The organism is Paraglaciecola sp. 2405UD69-4 (assembly GCF_047525415.1).
Taxonomy (GTDB): domain Bacteria; phylum Pseudomonadota; class Gammaproteobacteria; order Enterobacterales; family Alteromonadaceae; genus Paraglaciecola.
Genome location: NZ_JBLIXM010000001.1, coordinates 1 through 17,844, shown reverse-complemented (window position 1 = coordinate 17,844; position 17,844 = coordinate 1). Strand labels below are relative to the sequence as shown.

Sequence of the window (17,844 nt, the reverse complement as noted above, 5' to 3'; positions counted from 1 at the left end):
TATGCCACAAAGGATTATGCAGCTTTACGGTAAACGCAAAAAACCCGACATAAGTCGGGTTTCTTCTGGAGACAAAACCAAAGAATTTATTTGATTTTAGCTTCCTTAAACAAAACGTGCTGGCGAACTTTAGGATCAAACTTTTTGATCTCCATTTTGCCAGGCATATTACGTTTGTTCTTATCAGTAGTGTAGTAGTAACCAGTACCAGCAGTAGACACTAACTTAATTTTATCACGCATAATCTGATTCCTTAAATTTTAACACCGTCAGCACGCAAATCGGCTAACACGGTATCAATACCTTTCTTATCGATGATACGCATACCTTTAGCAGATAAACGTAATTTCACGAAACGGTTTTCACTTTCAACCCAAAAACGGTGAGAATGAAGGTTTGGCAAAAAACGACGACGAGTCGAATTTTTAGCGTGAGAACGGTTGTTTCCTACCGCTGGACGCTTGCCAGTAACTTGACATACTTTGGCCATGGCCTTTGTCTCCAAACAATCTAAAAATTTAGGTTTAATCAGTCATTTGTATATATGACGATTAACGCTATTAACAAGAGGGCGCATTTTATACAGCAAACCTAACAGGAGTTCAAGAATAATGTGTAGAAAAAGCGCTAATTCAGTATTTCAAGCCTTCAACCTATCAAATAAGCCCCCTTTGCGCGAATGATACGACTTCCCCATCCCCTATTACAATATGGTCTAATACCTTAATATCCATCAAGCTAAACGCCTTAATAATTGTTTCAGTAATGTGTTTATCTGCTTGGCTAGGCTCGGCAACACCTGATGGATGGTTGTGAGCCAAAATCACGGCAGCCGCATTGTCTTTTAAGGCTTGCTGTACTAACACTCTCGGGTAGACACTTGCGCTATCTATAGTGCCATAAAACATAGGCCTAAATTTTAGTAAGCGATACTGACTATCTAGCATCAATACAGCAAATACTTCGTGAGGCTGATCTCTCAATTTACTCATGAGATAATTTTGCGTGCTCTCAACAGAATTACACACATCAAGTTTTTCGAGCTTCTCAGCCATATAACGACGGCTCATTTCTAAACAAGCTTGCAATTGTACATACTTGGCTTGCCCTAACCCTTTGGCTTCACAAAACTCTTGCTCTGATGCGCTGAATAGTTTTCTTAAGCTGCCAAACTCACTTAATAAATTACGAGCAAGGTCAACGGCACTAGAGCCACGTATTCCTGTTCTTAAAAAAATCGCGAGTAATTCTGAGTCGTTGAGGGAGCTTGAACCACAAGCCAATAGTTTTTCTCTGGGCCTTTCTTGCTCAGGCCAATCTGTAATTTTCATGCGTCCATGCTCTTAAAATGTATTCGCAAATAAAAAGCGATTTAAACGATAGGCTACAACCTTAAAAAATAAGCCTAGCAAATGAAGACTATTCCAGCCAATAATGTCAATATTAGCTAAAAAAGAACGACCCAAGATTTATCATGCATTTAAAAGACACAAACATTTTATTAGGTGTAACTGGCGGAATTGCCGCTTATAAAGCACCAGACTTAGTTAGAAAACTTACTGCCAAAGGGGCAAATGTTCGAGTTGTACTGACAGACTCTGCAACAGAATTTGTCAGCCCATTATCCCTTCAAGCAGTATCTGGCCACTCGGTTTCAAATGACTTACTAGATAAAGATGCAGAAGCAGCAATGGGGCACATAGAATTAGCTAAATGGGCTGATAAACTGCTTATCGCTCCTGCAACGGCAAACTTTATCGCTAAACTCACCCACGGCCTTGCTGATGACCTTTTGTCAACTTTATGCCTTGCAACAGATGCTCCTATTTACTTAGCTCCAGCAATGAATCAACAAATGTGGCATGCAAAAGCAACGCAAGCTAACTTAGCGACGCTAGCCAAGCGTGATGTAACACTGCTTGGCCCTGCTCAGGGAGAACAAGCATGCGGTGATGTAGGCCCGGGGCGTATGTTAGAACCACAGGAATTAGCTGATTTACTCGCTACCCCATCTAGCCCACAGCTGCTAAAAGGTGAAAAAATAACCATAACCGCAGGCCCAACTCGTGAAGAAATTGATCCTGTTCGCTATATAAGTAATCACAGCTCTGGGAAAATGGGATATGCCTTGGCACAAGCTGCTAAAGACTTGGGTGCTGAAGTAACCTTAGTCAGCGGCCCAGTCAATTTACCTACACCAGAGAATATAAATGTCATTAAAGTAACCAGTGCTGAGCAAATGTTAAATGCTGTAATGAAGAACATTCAAGACTGCAATATATTCATTGGTTGTGCTGCAGTTGCCGACTATAGAGTGCAACAAAAGGTTGATCAAAAAATCAAAAAGTCAGATGATGAGTTAACACTTACTTTTGTTAAAAACCCTGATATTCTTAAAGAAGTTGCAAATTTAAGTGTTCCACCATTTACCGTTGGTTTTGCAGCTGAAACGCAAAATTTGAAAGAATATGCGTTAGGAAAACTACAACGTAAAAAACTAAATATGATTGCTGCTAATGATGTATCTGATACTAAAATTGGATTTAACAGCGAACAAAATGCACTCACAGTTTTTTGGCCAAAAGGTGAATTAAAACTGGAAGTTGCCGATAAGCAATTATTAGCTAAGCAGCTTATGCTTTTAGTTGAACAAAGATACACTGAACAAAAATAAAACACCCTACTGTCTTTTAGGAACCATAATGCCAGCTACAAAACGCCCAAACCGTCGTGCACAAATACTTCAAGCCCTTGCCAGTATGCTTCAGACTAACCCAGGCCAACGTATCACTACGGCAAAATTAGCAGCTCATGTGGGAGTATCAGAAGCCGCCTTATACAGACACTTCCCTAGCAAGGCGAGAATGTTTGAAGGACTAATTGAGTTTATCGAAGAAACGCTTTTTTCTCGCATAAATAAAATTATCAACGAAGAGAAAGACACAGCAACCCGCTGCCAATTAATTTTACATTTGATCTTAGGTTTTGCTGAAAAAAATCCAGGGATAACACGGATCCTAAATGGTGACGCCTTGATGGGCGAACAAGATAGATTACGTGAACGAATTACTCAATTATTCGAACGTTTAGAAACCCAGTTAAAACAAGTATTAAGAGAGCGTAAACTTAGAGAAGGTAAGACCTTACCTGCTGAAGAATACGTTATTGCTAATATGCTAATTTGCTTTGCAGATGGTCGCATTAACCAGTTTATTCGTAGTGAATTTACGAGGCGCCCAACCGAAGGTTTTAATGAACAATGGCAATTTATTAGCAAACAGTTTTTTAACTAAATAATGAGCATCTAACCTACACCAAACGACAAGAGTCTGGTGTAGGTTAATTATTTACCAAGGCTAATTTGAAAAAGTATCTCCAAAAAAGTCACCTTCATTCCAACTAGAACGCTTAGCCTGATCCGCCAAGGTCAGACCAATATGGTAATTCACCTCTGCGAATTTAGTCGCTGCTTTCCAATTAAACACTTGATTAAAATCATCCCCTGGCTTGTGATAATTCGTTTTCAAAAACTCTCTAAACTGTTTACCGCCATCCACCTCAGGGTCTGCAGACTGAAACCCTGGCACTAAAAACACCGAAGGCACCCCTTGTTTCACAAAGCTATAATGATCTGAGCGAGTAAATAAAGCTTGGTCTGGTAATGGATCCGGGCTTAGTGTTAAACCTATTTTTTCAGCGGCATTTGCCACAGACTCTTTCAAATCACTATGATCAGCACCAAAGGCAATCACATCAGCAAATTCGTAGGTTAAAATCGGCATATCCAAATTGACATTGGCAACTAAAGATTCACTTGGAACTGTGGGATTTTGAGCAAAATAATCTGAACCTAACAAGCCTTTCTCTTCACCCGTTACCGCAACAAACAATAAAGAACGCTTAGGCTTGACCTCAAGTAGACTAAACAACCTAGCGGTTTCTAATAACACGGCAGTACCTGTTGCGTTATCCATAGCACCATTATTTATTTTGTCTTTTTTAACTGTTTTGGCAAAACCAATATGATCTGAATGGGCAGAGTATACTATGTATTCAGACTTCAGCTCAGGGTCTGAACCTTCTACAATAGCCGCCACATTGGGACTAGAAATAGTCTTGTGATTACTTGTTGATGCAAGTGTCACCTCTACTTCTAAATCAAAACCTTTAGGTGACTCATCATTCTCTAACATGCTATAAATTTGCTCTAGACTTAGCTCTGCATTTTCGAACAATATTGCAGCAGCCTCTTTGCTGAAGTAAGCAGTTCCTTTGATTTCTGGGTATACCCCAGACACTTGGCCATTCACATCCAACCACTTTACCCGAGGTGTGTGTATGTAATTCAAAAGGTTTTGATATGGCCTAACCGTTTCGGCTGTTGGTGTACTTATGCTTATGTAGCCAACAGCACCATTTTCAGAGGCATGACGAAGTTTTTCGCTTGTAGAACCAAAGTGCGCCCCTTCTTCACTTGGAAAAGACTTAGGTTTACCTGAAAGTACGACTACAACCTTACCTTTTACATCAACACCTTGATAATCATCATGCTGCAGTTCAGGTGCAACAATACCATAGCCTACAAATACTAGTTTTCCAGCCATATTGGTATGGGTTTGCTCAGGATTGGCATAAGTTAAAAACTGCTTCGGGTAACTAAGTTTAGTCTCGCCATTTACACCTTTTAAAGACAGTTCAACTGAAGATTGATCTAGATTTGCTTGCACAAAATTTATACGTTGCAGATAACTATCATTATCACCTGCTGGGGTCAGACCATATTTCTCAAACTCTGCCGCTATATATAAAGAAGCAATCTCATGGCCTCTAGAACCAGTATCACGCCCCTCTAACAAATCATCAGCCAAAAACCTTATATGAGACTTAATACGCTGCGCATCTGCAACTTTTACATCGTTATCACTTTTTTCTGATTTAGCTTTTTCTGAATTACACCCAGAAATTAATACAATAGCTAACAAAAGCCCAGTGCAACTGAGCAGTTTACTTTTCATTTTTATCTCCAACTTTACAAAATAAATCAGCAGGTTATATCAAAAACCTGGCGACCATAAGCTTGACAGATAACTTAACTCAGCTAATCTGAAAAGAATACACATACTGTCTAACCATTTTTATCATGCCGCGCAAACCCCAATACAATCTGGATACCGTTTTAGACCAAGCCGTCGATGTATTTTTAGAGCATGGCTATCATGGCGCAATTATGGATGAAATAATTATTAGAACAGGGTTCAACCGCAGAGGATTTTATTTAGAGTTTGGTAGCAAGCAAGCTTTTTTGTACCAAGTTCTTAATCACTATCAAAACAAGTACCTAAGCGAACAACAGAAACACCTTGAATCTAATCAAGGTTTAGATTCAATCAACTCTTTTTTCGCTCATTATGTTAAGCACGTAAAAGGCAGAGGCTGCTTACTAATTAACTGTATTACTGAGCTAGGTTTTGACGATGAAACAGTAAGAGAGCTTGGTCGACATTATTTAGACAAGTTACAAATTTCATTTATTGGATGTTTAGAAAAAGCTCAAAATTTAGGACAAGTACATACCCAAATTAACATTGAGGCAACGGCATTACAGCTGACCAGTTATGTTCAAGGGTTTGCAGTAAACGCTGTACTTGCTGGAGGTACAGACGAGTTACAACTAGCAACCCAAGCCCTTCTAGGCCCATTGGCTACCAAACAATAAAAGATTCAGAGTAACCAAAGTTGTAATTTTTAGTAAACCGTTAATGTGGCAACTGTATCTGACTTTATTTTATGTATTAAAGTAAGTAACACCGTATATCTAGATGGTAATGTTACTCTGCTCTTCTTAATCTATAATCAGTCTGAGTATTAAAACTCCAATTTCCATTTACAACTGTTACGAAATTTTAATTTATATATTTAGGTCCAACTTAGTAAAGCTACGCTTAATGAATAAAATACTCTCTGCTTCACTGATGATAATTATGGGTTTAACGTCTCAACTTTCTCTTGCACAAACGAATAGTCTTAGCATGTTAAAAGAAAACACTCGATGGTCAATCGACTTTTCATCAAGAGCAACTCGTAATTTAGAGATAGACCGTACTAGCTTTACCAATGTTGTTGGGTTAGATGTACATAAAGTATTCAGCAGTAGCACATCTGATATAGGTACCTTAATTTTTCAACCTTACCTAGTTAAGTTGAATAATGAATCAAACCCCAATTTAACTTTTGATCATGCCAATGACGCCAAAGTAATTTGGCGGATGGTTAATTTTAATTATACAGCTTTAAGCCAAGGTAAACTTAATATCAGGATAGGACATTTTGAAGTTCCTTATGGACTCGAATATCTGGTTGATACTAATGGTACTTTACGTCAATTAACATTTACTGATAGAGGCATTAAAGGCGATTGGGGCGTTTCAATAAATGGCATCATGCCAAAATTTGAATACGAAGTAGCGTTAACTAGGGGAACTAATCAGGATATAACTAGCAGCGATAATCCGTATATATTCTCAGGGCGGTTAGGTACATTATCCAATAAAAATTTTGTTACTGGTTTATCATGGTTCACTGGAGACGTTTTAGGTAACAATGGACTAACAAATATTAAAAAACTTGGCATAGACGCCTCGTATTATTATTACCAATGGGAGTTTATAGCAGAGTCTTCTATAGGGAAAACAGCACAAAACGATACTGTAAACACCTTTGTCGAAGCTTTATGGAAAACTCCTAACGAAGAATTCGTTGCTTACCTACAATTAGGTTACCAACAAACGGAAGTAGCCAGCTTGGAGAGCAACAGAGTAGACTCTTCTAGCTACTGGGTGGTAGGAGTTCAATGGCTGAATAGTCAAGGTATAGATCTGAGTGCCCAATACAAAAATAAACTAAACGATGCATCTACAGTTGAAGTAGCTCCTACTTTAAGTATTCAACTTAGATACAGGATTTAACTAAGGAATAATGAAATGAAAAAATACAAGATATTATCCTTATTAATTGTTTTAGAATTGTTAACTATATCAATTACAAACGCGGCTTTTTGCTCTTTACGAGACCCTGTGTCAGCCATCCAAATGCTTTACAACCAAAATTACGAATACCGTTCTCTAGTAACCACCATAACAGAAGAAGATCGTATATCTGTAAAAGCAAATTTGCCATTTACACTTCATCAAGGAGAAGTTGGCAAGCACACCTTATATGTGATTTACAAAGATGGAGAGCATGATGGTTTTTTGCAAGCTCGTTCTGAATGGGCTAAGTGGGGATTAATTGAAATTGCCTGGGCAATTAATGCAGATAAAACCCTAAGAGGTTTTTATTTTCAGCGCTGTCGTAGCCCTGAATGTAACGATAGCGTGGTACAAAGCATTGAAAAACAAATTAAAAACAAAACCTTTAATCAATTAAAACCTTTTCTAAGTAGTGATGGTGAGTCACTTTCTGCAGCTGGGAAAAAAGCCTTTCCCACGGCCCAAACTATAGCTCTACTTACACTTCGCTCCGCTCTAAAAACATTAGCAATAACGAATATCAGTTGGGAAAAAAACCTTCTACTTACTTCAAATCAAGCTAACTAAAGACTATTCATGAGAATTAGAAGCTACTTAGCCATACTCGTTTTAAGTTGCTTGCTCGGCGCATATATGTTGGAGCAAGTATTAAATTATCATTTTGAGCATGTGCAAGCTTCTGCTAGTAAACACACTAAAAGTCTATTATGGGCAAAGGACTTAGAAAGAATAGACAATAGCGCATCTCAATACCTAGTTACAACGGATCTTGTTGTAGCCTCCGGTAATACCTACCTAATTTTTGGTGCAAAGAATATGGGGGATTACCTAACCGCTGAACTGGCAAAATTACAAAGCCAAAGCCCATTTGTATCAATTAATAATAAAATCGAAAATGCCATTATTAACATTAATGAGATTAATGGTTACTTAGATATTATAGGCAGAACGCCTGAAGATGATTTGCCAATGCAATTACGGGATTTATTAGCTGTTTATGATCCTGCGAGTTTAGCTTTATTCCAAAATCTAGAATTTATTTCAAAAGAGGTTACAGCAAGTATTCAAAAAGATGCTAAATACCTTGAGCAAGAAAAAGCTCTTATGGAGCAAGTAGGATGGATAGCTCGCATAATTTTTTTGTTATTAATCATTGCATTATGGTGGTGGGCAAATAGAAAAATATGCAAACCTTTAAATGGCTTAATTGCATCATCCCATAAAGCATTAAAGGGAAGTGATTTTCAGTCTACCAATAATGCCCCTTCTGAAATTATTGAGTTGAGTAATGATTTTAAGCTATTAACCCAAACACTTTTTCACCAAGCTTCTCACGATCCACTTACAGAGTTACATAATAGAAGAGTATTCGAACGTAATTTAAGCGACATTATTGACGATCAAAAACACAGCTACTTTCTTTGCTTCATAGACTTAGACTACTTTAAAACCATAAATGATACCTGCGGCCACGCAGCAGGAGATGAAATACTGGTGAGTGTAGCTCGAATACTCAAAGAAAATGTTCGCCCCCAAGATACGGTAGCAAGGTTAGGAGGGGATGAATTTGCAATATTACTAAAGGATTATTCTGTAAGTAGTGCTCTGCTCGTTGCAAACTCCATAAAAGATAGTATCCGTGACTTAACATACCACTGGGAAGACGAAACCTTTCAGCTAAGTGCTAGTATTGGTTTAGCTCCCAAACTTTCAGAAAGTACTACAACTAACTTACTAAACTCTGCCGATATCGCATGTAGCTTATCGAAGAATGCCGGAAGAAATACCGTACATTTATATGATGCAAGTAACCAAAGCTCCGCGGAAAAACAACAAGAAATGTTATCGGTTCATCAGATTAATAATGCCATCAACAACGATCTATTTATTTTGTATAAACAAGATATCGTGCCACTCCAACAGCAGAAGTCGGGTAAGCATTTCGAAATTTTGTTAAGAATGCTTGATAGCAATGACAATATTGTAAGCCCTGCTAACTTTTTTCCAATTGCTGAACGATACAAATTAAGCAGTAAAATAGATCGATGGGTGCTCAATGCGGTTTGCGAGCATTTTGAAAAACACATTAACCAAGTAGATAATATGGATACCGTTTCTATAAACTTATCAGGTCACTCACTAACAGATAACGACCTAGAAAAGTTCATTATCGATAAAATAAAACACAGTAGGCTCCCTCCAGCAAAAATTTGTTTTGAAATTACTGAAACAGCAGCTATTACCAACACAAAGCGCGCTCGAGACTTCATACATAATATCAACAACTTAGGCTGTAAGTTTGCCTTAGATGATTTTGGAAGTGGGCACTCTTCGTATGCTCACATAAAAGAATTTCCAACCAACAAAATTAAAATAGATGGTACTTTCATCGCCAACATGATGGGTAACCCATTAGACTACACAGCAGTAAAGTCTATCTGTGAAATTGCTAAAACAGCCGGGCAAGAGGTCATAGCAGAATTCGTAGAAGAAGCTGATGTGGTTGAAGCATTAACTAAGCTTGGGGTTGATTATGCACAAGGTTATTACTTCTCAAAGCCAGAACCTTTAGCCCCCACTAGCTAACTTTTCATAATTGGGAATAGCCTATTGCCATGTTAGAATCAAACAAATATCCCTAATTAATAGCTGTTTTAAAATTTATGTCTAAAAACACCCACTTATTTCGAGTTCAATTCATTAGCAATGGCGAAAAATACGAGCTTTATGTTCGGGAAGTAAGCCAAGGAAGTATGTTTGGATTTATTGAAATTGGGGATTTTGTATGGGACACCCACACTAGCCTAGTAGTTGATCCAAGCCATGAGAAACTAAAGGATGAGTTTGCCGACGTTACACAAACATACATTCCTATGCATAGTGTGTTGCGAATTGATGAGGTCAAAAAGCAAGGCACCTCTAAAATCACTCAACTTTCAGACAAGGTGACGACTTTTCCTAGTCCTATTTATACCCCTAAAAATTAACCACTAGATTTCAATCTCTTATAAAAACCATTAAGCTGATATTGCTTAAAAGAAATAAGAGAATCGAATGAAAACTAACGTGAATTGGATAGCTGCCTGTTTTTTACTATGTGCTATATCGGTAACTAAAGTGTCAGCTAGCTCACCACAGCTCACCACCTTACTAGACGATATTTGGCAGTATGAGTTAACAACTAATCCAATTATGGCTACTCGTCTTGGCGTACACGATTATGACGACCAATTATCAGACATAAGCCCAGAGAGCTTACAACGCCAAAATCAACAGTTCAGAAGCTTTTTAGACACACTCGATAATCTAGATAAAACAAGCCTTAGCCAGTCTGAGAAAATCAGTGTCATTATGCAGAAATATAGGCTGCAAAATTATGTTGACCAATACAATTTTAATAGCCATTACATGCCGCTTACTTCTGAGTCTAGCTTTCATAGTAGCCTAGCCTTTTTACCTCGTTCAATCCGCTTTAACAGCCCCAAAGATTATGAAAACTACCTCTCTAGGTTGTCAAAATTCCCCTCATATTTTTCACAACAAATCGCATGGATGAAAAAAGGTATTGAAACCGGATTTGTGCAGCCAAAATCTGTACTTGTTGGATTTGAAAATTCAGTTAAAGCCTTTGTTCATGATGCTCCCAGCGATAGCTTATATTATACCCCTTTCAAAGACCTTTCAGACTCACCTTTAACCAAGGAGCAACAAGTTAGCCTTAAGCAGCAAGCTAAAACAATAATAAGCACTAAAGTGTTTCCCGCATACCAAGCTTTTTATGATTTTCTTGTTAAAGACTATATCCCTAATAGTAAGCAAGAAGTAGGCGCAAACTCTTGGAAAGATGGCTTAGCCTATTATCAAAACCGCAGTAATTACTACACAACTACTAGTATGTCGGTTGAGGATATTCATCAATTAGGCCTAGAAGAAGTAGCGCGGATCCGTGATGAAATGCAACTAGTGCTAAACACGCTTGATTTTGATGGTGATATTAATGAGTTTATTCATTTCTTAAGAACCGACCCTCAGTTTTATGCCAAAACACCAGAAGAGCTAATTAAAGAGGCTTCTTATATTGCTAAACAAATGGATGCTAAATTACCTTTATTATTCAATAAATTACCTAGGACGCCCTATGGAGTAGAAGCAGTACCAGACAATATTGCGCCTAAGTACACCACAGGAAGGTACATAGGCCCGACTCGTGACAATCAGCCAGGGTTTTATTGGGTTAATACCTATGCCTTAGATAAACGCCCCTTGTATGCACTAACAGCCTTAACTCTTCATGAGGCAGTACCAGGGCATCATTTGCAGATATCTTTATCAAGAGAGCTACAAGAGCTACCAGAGGTGCGCAGGTATACATATATATCAGCATTTGGAGAGGGCTGGGGTTTATACTCAGAGTTTTTAGGTAAAGAAGTGGGGATGTATGAAAACCCCTATCATGAATTTGGTCGCCTAAGTTATGAAATGTGGCGAGCGTGTCGATTGGTGGTTGATACGGGCATGCACGTAAAAGGCTGGTCCCGACAGCAGGCGATAGATTACATGTTAGAGAACACTGCTTTGTCGGAACATAATGTAAGGACAGAAGTAGACCGCTATATTTCTTGGCCTGCTCAAGCCCTCTCATACAAGATAGGAGAGTTGACCATTAAGCAGTTGCGACAACAAGCCAAAAGTCAATTAGGTGATAGATTTGATTTAAGGGCTTTTCATAATGCAGTACTTGAACATGGCTCTATTCCTTTATCTGTATTGAAAATAAATGTAGAGAAATTTATCCAACAAAATTAAGCTTGATGTTCAGTATAAAAATTATGAGTGGTTAAATGTTTATAGCTTTTGGTGTGATTGTTTTTTTAGTATTGGTTTTGGCATATGTTGTTAATCGTAACCAAGGCATTCAACGGGCAGTTAAACAAGCTCAAAGTGCCCATAAGTCTCTAACATCACAGAATAAACACACAACCAATATCATGTTGATTGTCACCACTCAATTACAGCATTCTTTGCAAACTCAATTACACTCACTTAAAAAGCATGCCTTGATTAACCAAGCAGATTTTAATGTGGTAAGCGGCCTTATTGAAAACTTCAGAACGATTATCATGTCATGTAGCCAGGGCAGTGAAACCATAGAAACAGCTTTACAGAAAGCACTACAAGAGAGTGATCTATCCATGGACTCTATTCGAGAATTTATTGTCCGCCAACCCTCAGAAGTACGACTCCCTTGGAGTCAAAATTCAATAGAGGGCTTTGTAGCTGCTTGCCAGAACATGACAGCTCCGCAGACACCTTAGTTTGTTGTTTGGCAACAACTTAGCAGTAAATCAAATTCGGTTTTTATAACTGGCATAACTGATAAGCGGCCTCCTTTTTTTACAAGACCAATTTCATTGATGTCGGCCATCTCTTTAATGGTTTTAAGAGGTAATAAAGTGGCAAATTTTTGCTTAAATTTAATATCTACCATGTACCAACGAGGGTTGTCTGGTGATGATTTAAGATCATAATATTTAGCTTCTGGGTTAAATTGAGTGTGATCAGGGTAACCTTCTTTAACCACCTCTGCTAAACCCACTATACCTACATCTTTGCAGCTAGAGTGATAAATAAAGACTTGGTCTCCTTGTTTAATCTGGTCTCGCATAAAATTACGTGCTTGATAGTTGCGAATACCATCCCAATGCTCCGTTTGATTTGGCATATTAGCCAAGTCATCAATACTAAAAGCATCCGGCTCCGTTTTAAATAACCAATATTGCATGACTCACCTTTCAATTTAATAAACCAAATCAACTTATACCCTTGGTTACTAGTTTTCAAGTTGAAGCGCCATTAACTTATGACTTTGATTTATAATAGGTATTTAATTACCACACCAGTATTTTTATTTAATTGTAAATCATGACTTCACACTCACAGAACAACATAAACAGTGTTAAGCCAATCATAATAAGATTTTTGTAACAATATTGGCTGAGCTTTCACTCAGCCAGCTAAAGCTAGTCGTAAAATGGCGATCTTAATTGATTAAGATCGATTAGGTTAACCGGCTTTTGAAGCATCTGGCCACCATCGCGCCCAATTGGCACCCAAGGAATTTTCCCTCGACCTTTGGCAGGCTTTAAGACAAATAAGTCAAAGGGTATTGAAATATAAAAGCCTTTTGTAAAACTCCCTTCGCCATATTCTTCAGCAGTAACATTTGTAATTGCTGCATAGGCGCCAACAATAATTCCGCTGTCAAAGCGCTTAGCAAAATCAATATTCACACCTTTATCTTTTGCTAAGAACTGGCCTGCACTAACAATAATTTGGGTGTCTGGCAAAAAGTCAGGACGCCAATACATACTTGCATGACCGGTAAATGCTTTATAATCGAAGAAATCAAAATTATTTTCATAAGATCTTTGTTGTACATAATTTAAGTCAATGCCAAATGACAAATTACTATCAACAGGACTATAAAGCAGCTCGGTACCAACTCCTCCAAACATAGTCTCTAAATACCCACCATATGCTTGAGCAAACAAATTAGGGGCAACTCTATCTGTCCAATGCAAAAATGCTGTTTCGAGGGTCACTTTACTTCGAGTAACATATTCCCTTACTTGGGTTCTGACTCGCGGTAAGCTTGAGTCTTGTCTATCAATAGTAAAATTAAACTTATCGAAGTTTTCAATTAAGGTAGCTTTCACTCCCCCTGAAATCGAAAAGTTCTCGTTAAACCCATAGCCACCACTAAGAATTGCACCGCCTTGATATAGATAAAATGATTCTGGACCGCCAAATGTTTGTATCCAAAAACTATTCACCGCATGAAATAAACCAGAAGTATTGTCTGGTTGATAGTTAGCTAAAGTTTCTACAGATGGCTCTTGGCGATGATACGACCTTGCTAAGTCAGACTCTAAAGATTCATATCGTGCAGCTTCTTTAAATGCCTCTGCGTCAATTTCTGTCTCAACCATAGGTAATAGCACAGCATTATCCACTATTTTATAGGTTTTAATTGATTCAGGTAGCTCTGAGGCTAATATTCTTCCCACCCTCTCAATGGCTTCATCATTATCTCGATAAGCAAACTGATTGCCGTAGATAGTCATCTGGTCGTCAGTTTGATGGGTGTACTTAATTAGAAAACTACCTTCAGAATATAAATCTGTATATAGACGCTTTCTATTAAGGTTTTTCATATCCGTAGCTGGGGTTGCTCCTTGTATAGATCGCGGAGGCTTATCAAACTTCACTTGTTTTGCAGTGTGCAAATTTAAGTTATAGGTCACGCCAAAACCTATTGTATTTCCCCTTTGATAATTAAGGGAAAAATCAAAGTCATTCCACTTATAAACTAAGCCAAAATTCCAAGGAGAGTCTTGTTCTAACTCTCCGGCTCGGTCATTTATATAATCATTCCCTTCATATTCGAGTTTTAACCCAAGGTTTTTAATGGGGGTTTGGTATTCTATTCCACCGAAAATAGAAGCTGGGCCTTTAAAAAAGTGTCCAAATTCTATTTTTCCACCACTACCTGAAAAACCTCCGGGCCGTTCACAGAAACTATCAGCTAGTTCGCAGAATGGATTGCTAGTATTTCCCCCTGCACCCAGATAACCCCAGCCAATACCAAGGTGAAGATCTAGTGGACCAACCCTTTTACTTAAGTTAACAAATTCGCTTTCAAAGAAACCAGTACCTCCAAAATCACGAAAGCCTACAGCAAGCTGTGGTAAGTAGTAATCTTCTTCTAGTAAGCGAAATTTTACATCTATTCCTTTGTCTTTTAATGTTTGATTACCACTAAAACTAGCGACATTACTATATAACTGGGTTCTCACATCAGTATATCTTACCGTTGCTTCCATCCATGGGAATAACTGCAAACTACTAGACCAAAATCTATATTGGTCATTGTCTGTATAATTAATCGTTTGAGACCCTTCTGGCATCATTCTGGCTGTAGGGGTCTGCCATAAGCCAACGCCTCCCTGCACCATCTGTGACGGAGTAACCGACTTACTCTCTTGGCCTTTAACATAAGGCTGAATAAACATTAGAGCTAAAGTAAAAGCGCCCTTTAGAAACTTAAAACGAGTTTTCATTTATAAACCCTGTTCGTCGCTAACTTTGCTATTTTCATATTTAAGGTACTAATTTGGGAAATAAATTGACTCTCTGAGATAGGAATAAATAGTTGAGAACCTGGCATAACTTGGTCGTAGTTATTGTTCCAATAAGCGATGCCAGACTTACTTATTTGACCGTCGTTTTGAATGATATAAATTAGACTTTTATCAGACAGGTCCGTTCTATTTATTTTAGATACGTAGTCTTTCACTGTGACATTGTCTTGATAATCAATAGCAGTAGGGTTTGTAATCATTCCTAATACAGAAATTGTTGTGGGCCTTTCTTTTAACAGCAACAGATATTCACCATCATCAAACTTAGGATTGAACTTAGGCTGCACTCTAGACAAATCATAGTCTATTGGAATAAACACTCTTGGAGCTAAACGCCAGCTCTTAATATCTATTATTAAGTCGCTAATTATTTTTGAATCGCCTTTTGAACTTATCAACTCATTAAGCTGCTCAATCACCAAGGACCTATCTTGCTCTAGGCTCCCTTTGTCTAAACGAAACAAAGCCGCTGCTTGCCAGTACCAAGGCCGCTGAAGAGCAACGACCTCTAGCACCTCTGATAATCTAGGGTTAGTATCATAAGTATAGGTAGTATCATTAATCGTGACTTTAACTGCCGCAAAATTAAAACTCGCCCAACTTAGGGTAAAAACAAATAAAAGTATTTTCACACCTAGTCCTCAATATTCAGTATTGGCGCTAAAGGTAAACGAGCAATTCGACTCACATAGGTGAGCTCGTATTTGTCTGAATCTGGTGATATTTTCTGCTTGCTCTTTAGTAACTGTTTAGTTTCACTATCGAACCAATAATAATTAGTCCAAGTGTCTGGTTTTTCATTAACGCCGTAAAATGTCACAACTTCTTTTAACAAACTAGCTTTAGCAAGATTACCGTCTATCATAAGTTCTGAATTAGCCACATACTCAAAAAGCGAACGTACAGAAGCATTTTGGTTGTTACCATAATCAACAAAGCGATTCCAGGTAGCATGATTGCTAATATCGTTAAGAGTACTTAAAGGATCATTTTCAATGTTAGTTACATAGTTAAAATGGTCAATCATACCGACGGTTCTTATAATCCTGCCGCCTTTCTCAACTAACATGGCATTGTCACCACTTACCCATTTGTAATTTGAGTTTTCAATATAAGCTAGTGCTAGAACCGCTCTAGGTTTATCGTTAAGACGAATGTAAAGAAGATCTACAGGAGAGCTTTGTATTTCCGCAAGAGTTAAAGTGGGGTCAGAGCTAGATTGAAAGGCTAGTTTCATTGTTTGTAAATAAGCTTTATGGGTTGAAGAGCAACCAACAAAAACTGTAAAACCCAGAAATAGAAAAATTGCTCTATATAAATTCACATTGCCACCACAAAAAATCGACACAAAAAAAGCCGCCATTAAGGCGGCTTTTGCTAAATAATAAACTTATTGAAGTGTTGGAGCATAAGTAAATGTTACAGGAACAGTTACTGTACTAGTCATAGTGCCAGTACCAGTCTGAGTAACTGTAACAGTTGTACCAATACAAACACCATCAGCTAAGGCATCATCGCCACTACATGTCTCTTCAGGAACCACTGGATCAGGGTCTTCTACTTGTGCAGTACCGTTTGAGTTAGCTACCAAAGCACCTGCAATAGCAACGGCTGTAGCTGCTGCTGCAACAGTACCCGCTGCTACACCACCAATAGTTGCACCTGTGGCAGAAGCACCGCCAGGTTGTTCTTGAGCATTAGCAGAAGCTATCGATGCCGCTGCAACCAAAGTTACTAATAATTTTTTCATTGCCAATCCCTCTATGAATTATGATCACTGCTTGGATAGTAATTGATCCGCCACTAAAGCACAATCAATTAATATGCCTATTCACACATAAATCTGTAAAAATCCTACCGTAAATATTCATTAAGAATATGTAAAACAAGGGCTGCTATATACGTATTACTAACATCTTCACGCATAAGAAATCCTATCAAGCAAATTGTATAGTTCTGTAACAACTTTTAATGGGTGAACTTAGTAACGGCATAATTAAGAAAACGAAGTTCCATTCCGCTTTTGAACGAGTCAAGGATGACGAGTTTGGGGGAGTATCATCATGGGACAATACCATCTTGTGACGAGCAATGCAGGAGCAATTTGCCGAGATGTAATATTTGGGTGAGTATCATCAGGGATGTGCACACTGAGACGTTGAGGTGTTCAATCCCCAGAAACGCAAAAAGCCCCCTCAATGAAGTGGCTTAGTACTTAAATAGGAGGCTGCAGGGCTGGCTTTCCAGTAGTGTACTACTCTCGCATGGGGGTGAAGGTGGTTTGCTTTTAGCTGCGAAGCAGCGTAACCGCCTGAACGACATGAGCTCTGCGACTGTCCGGGAATCCACTTCGTGATAGTTGACCGCGGGATAGCATGTCACATCTGTTCAGATGAAAGGTCACCTGCCTCCAAGCCAATCGGGATGACATACTGGCTAAATTTTAGATAAAAAAAAGGCCACCTTATGCAGGTGGCCTTTCTTATGAATAGGAGTCTGGCAGTGTGCTACTCTCGCATGGGGAAACCCCAAACTACCATCGCCGCTAATGCGTTTCACTTCTGAGTTCGGAATGGGATCAGGTGGGACCGCATCGCTATGGCCGCCAGACAAAA

Annotated in this window: 18 protein-coding genes and 1 rRNA gene; 9 read left to right on the top strand and 10 right to left on the bottom strand. The window is 38.5% G+C overall.

Features of this window, described 5'->3' with window-relative positions; all coding sequences use genetic code 11:
* Nucleotides 1-86: 86 nt before the first annotated feature.
* The 3 genes from rpmG to radC all read right to left on the bottom strand — a co-directional run bounded on the left by rpmG (nt 87) and on the right by radC (nt 1,331).
* Nucleotides 87-242: a 50S ribosomal protein L33 gene (gene rpmG / locus ACMUMK_RS00095; protein WP_133468220.1), complete on the bottom strand. Its 156-nt coding sequence runs from the start codon at nt 240-242 to the stop codon at nt 87-89.
* Nucleotides 243-253: 11 nt separating this feature from the next.
* Nucleotides 254-490: a 50S ribosomal protein L28 gene (gene rpmB / locus ACMUMK_RS00090; RefSeq protein ID WP_414699097.1), complete on the bottom strand. Its 237-nt coding sequence runs from the start codon at nt 488-490 to the stop codon at nt 254-256.
* A 166-nt stretch (nt 491-656) separates the two neighbouring features.
* Complete coding sequence (radC, locus tag ACMUMK_RS00085) at nt 657-1,331, bottom strand: RadC family protein (protein WP_414699096.1); 675 nt, start codon at nt 1,329-1,331, stop codon at nt 657-659.
* 143 nt (nt 1,332-1,474) lie between these two features.
* Here radC and coaBC point away from each other — a divergent pair, with 143 nt between their 5' ends.
* Complete coding sequence (coaBC, locus tag ACMUMK_RS00080) at nt 1,475-2,674, top strand: bifunctional phosphopantothenoylcysteine decarboxylase/phosphopantothenate--cysteine ligase CoaBC (RefSeq protein ID WP_414699095.1); 1,200 nt, start codon at nt 1,475-1,477, stop codon at nt 2,672-2,674.
* 28 nt (nt 2,675-2,702) lie between these two features.
* Nucleotides 2,703-3,293: a nucleoid occlusion factor SlmA gene (gene slmA, locus ACMUMK_RS00075; RefSeq protein WP_414699094.1), complete on the top strand. Its 591-nt coding sequence runs from the start codon at nt 2,703-2,705 to the stop codon at nt 3,291-3,293.
* A gap of 63 nt (nt 3,294-3,356) precedes the next feature.
* Here the strand turns inward: slmA and ACMUMK_RS00070 are convergent, their stop codons facing one another.
* Nucleotides 3,357-5,015: a M28 family metallopeptidase gene (locus tag ACMUMK_RS00070; protein WP_414699093.1), complete on the bottom strand. Its 1,659-nt coding sequence runs from the start codon at nt 5,013-5,015 to the stop codon at nt 3,357-3,359.
* Nucleotides 5,016-5,140: 125 nt separating this feature from the next.
* Between ACMUMK_RS00070 and ACMUMK_RS00065 the strand changes: the two genes are divergently transcribed.
* The 7 genes from ACMUMK_RS00065 (at nt 5,141) to ACMUMK_RS00035 (ending at nt 12,343) form a co-directional block, all read left to right on the top strand.
* Nucleotides 5,141-5,716 (top strand): TetR/AcrR family transcriptional regulator, encoded by a 576-nt coding sequence (locus ACMUMK_RS00065; RefSeq protein WP_414699092.1) that lies wholly within the window; start codon nt 5,141-5,143, stop codon nt 5,714-5,716.
* 229 nt (nt 5,717-5,945) lie between these two features.
* The gene (locus ACMUMK_RS00060; RefSeq protein ID WP_414699091.1) at nt 5,946-6,965 is read left to right on the top strand and encodes a hypothetical protein; all 1,020 of its coding nucleotides are present in this window, start codon (nt 5,946-5,948) and stop codon (nt 6,963-6,965) included.
* 15 nt (nt 6,966-6,980) lie between these two features.
* Nucleotides 6,981-7,595, top strand: a complete 615-nt coding sequence (locus ACMUMK_RS00055; protein WP_414699090.1) for a hypothetical protein — start codon at nt 6,981-6,983, stop codon at nt 7,593-7,595.
* 9 nt (nt 7,596-7,604) lie between these two features.
* Nucleotides 7,605-9,614 (top strand): putative bifunctional diguanylate cyclase/phosphodiesterase, encoded by a 2,010-nt coding sequence (locus ACMUMK_RS00050; RefSeq protein WP_414699089.1) that lies wholly within the window; start codon nt 7,605-7,607, stop codon nt 9,612-9,614.
* Nucleotides 9,615-9,691: 77 nt separating this feature from the next.
* Entirely contained in the window at nt 9,692-10,015 is a 324-nt protein-coding gene (locus tag ACMUMK_RS00045) for a DUF1820 family protein (RefSeq protein ID WP_414699088.1), read from the top strand.
* A gap of 67 nt (nt 10,016-10,082) precedes the next feature.
* Nucleotides 10,083-11,834 (top strand): DUF885 domain-containing protein, encoded by a 1,752-nt coding sequence (locus ACMUMK_RS00040; protein WP_414699087.1) that lies wholly within the window; start codon nt 10,083-10,085, stop codon nt 11,832-11,834.
* Nucleotides 11,835-11,869: 35 nt separating this feature from the next.
* Nucleotides 11,870-12,343 carry a hypothetical protein gene (locus ACMUMK_RS00035; RefSeq protein ID WP_414699086.1) on the top strand — a complete coding sequence of 158 codons (474 nt, stop codon included), beginning with the start codon at nt 11,870-11,872 and terminating at the stop codon, nt 12,341-12,343.
* On the opposite strand, the gene ACMUMK_RS00030 is transcribed toward ACMUMK_RS00035, so the two are convergent.
* From ACMUMK_RS00030 to rrf, 6 genes are all read right to left on the bottom strand, one after another.
* A complete protein-coding gene (locus ACMUMK_RS00030) occupies nt 12,340-12,810 on the bottom strand; it encodes an EVE domain-containing protein (protein WP_414699085.1) in 471 nt (156 codons plus the stop codon). The genes ACMUMK_RS00035 and ACMUMK_RS00030 overlap by 4 nt on opposite strands.
* Nucleotides 12,811-13,048: 238 nt before the next feature.
* Nucleotides 13,049-15,100 carry a YjbH domain-containing protein gene (locus ACMUMK_RS00025; protein WP_414700303.1) on the bottom strand — a complete coding sequence of 684 codons (2,052 nt, stop codon included), beginning with the start codon at nt 15,098-15,100 and terminating at the stop codon, nt 13,049-13,051.
* A gap of 44 nt (nt 15,101-15,144) precedes the next feature.
* Complete coding sequence (locus ACMUMK_RS00020; protein WP_414699084.1) at nt 15,145-15,861, bottom strand: capsule biosynthesis GfcC family protein; 717 nt, start codon at nt 15,859-15,861, stop codon at nt 15,145-15,147.
* Between the two features lie 2 nt (nt 15,862-15,863).
* The gene (locus tag ACMUMK_RS00015; protein WP_414699083.1) at nt 15,864-16,592 is read right to left on the bottom strand and encodes a YjbF family lipoprotein; all 729 of its coding nucleotides are present in this window, start codon (nt 16,590-16,592) and stop codon (nt 15,864-15,866) included.
* Nucleotides 16,593-16,619: 27 nt separating this feature from the next.
* Nucleotides 16,620-16,979, bottom strand: a complete 360-nt coding sequence (locus ACMUMK_RS00010; protein ID WP_414699082.1) for a hypothetical protein — start codon at nt 16,977-16,979, stop codon at nt 16,620-16,622.
* Between the two features lie 744 nt (nt 16,980-17,723).
* Nucleotides 17,724-17,839: ribosomal RNA gene (rrf, locus tag ACMUMK_RS00005) — 5S ribosomal RNA — on the bottom strand.
* Nucleotides 17,840-17,844 lie beyond the last annotated feature (5 nt).

Bases quoted from the DNA above. Each gene is read 5' to 3' on its own strand.
- rpmG (WP_133468220.1), bottom strand. From the start codon at position 242: ATGCGTGATAAAATTAAGTTAGTGTCTACTGCTGGTACTGGTTACTAC.
- rpmB (WP_414699097.1), bottom strand. From the start codon at position 490: ATGGCCAAAGTATGTCAAGTTACTGGCAAGCGTCCAGCGGTAGGAAAC.
- radC (WP_414699096.1), bottom strand. From the start codon at position 1,331: ATGAAAATTACAGATTGGCCTGAGCAAGAAAGGCCCAGAGAAAAACTA.
- coaBC (WP_414699095.1), top strand. From the start codon at position 1,475: ATGCATTTAAAAGACACAAACATTTTATTAGGTGTAACTGGCGGAATT.
- slmA (WP_414699094.1), top strand. From the start codon at position 2,703: ATGCCAGCTACAAAACGCCCAAACCGTCGTGCACAAATACTTCAAGCC.
- ACMUMK_RS00070 (WP_414699093.1), bottom strand. From the start codon at position 5,015: ATGAAAAGTAAACTGCTCAGTTGCACTGGGCTTTTGTTAGCTATTGTA.
- ACMUMK_RS00065 (WP_414699092.1), top strand. From the start codon at position 5,141: ATGCCGCGCAAACCCCAATACAATCTGGATACCGTTTTAGACCAAGCC.
- ACMUMK_RS00060 (WP_414699091.1), top strand. From the start codon at position 5,946: ATGAATAAAATACTCTCTGCTTCACTGATGATAATTATGGGTTTAACG.
- ACMUMK_RS00055 (WP_414699090.1), top strand. From the start codon at position 6,981: ATGAAAAAATACAAGATATTATCCTTATTAATTGTTTTAGAATTGTTA.
- ACMUMK_RS00050 (WP_414699089.1), top strand. From the start codon at position 7,605: ATGAGAATTAGAAGCTACTTAGCCATACTCGTTTTAAGTTGCTTGCTC.
- ACMUMK_RS00045 (WP_414699088.1), top strand. From the start codon at position 9,692: ATGTCTAAAAACACCCACTTATTTCGAGTTCAATTCATTAGCAATGGC.
- ACMUMK_RS00040 (WP_414699087.1), top strand. From the start codon at position 10,083: ATGAAAACTAACGTGAATTGGATAGCTGCCTGTTTTTTACTATGTGCT.
- ACMUMK_RS00035 (WP_414699086.1), top strand. From the start codon at position 11,870: ATGTTTATAGCTTTTGGTGTGATTGTTTTTTTAGTATTGGTTTTGGCA.
- ACMUMK_RS00030 (WP_414699085.1), bottom strand. From the start codon at position 12,810: ATGCAATATTGGTTATTTAAAACGGAGCCGGATGCTTTTAGTATTGAT.
- ACMUMK_RS00025 (WP_414700303.1), bottom strand. From the start codon at position 15,100: ATGTTTATTCAGCCTTATGTTAAAGGCCAAGAGAGTAAGTCGGTTACT.
- ACMUMK_RS00015 (WP_414699083.1), bottom strand. From the start codon at position 16,592: ATGGCGGCTTTTTTTGTGTCGATTTTTTGTGGTGGCAATGTGAATTTA.
- ACMUMK_RS00010 (WP_414699082.1), bottom strand. From the start codon at position 16,979: ATGAAAAAATTATTAGTAACTTTGGTTGCAGCGGCATCGATAGCTTCT.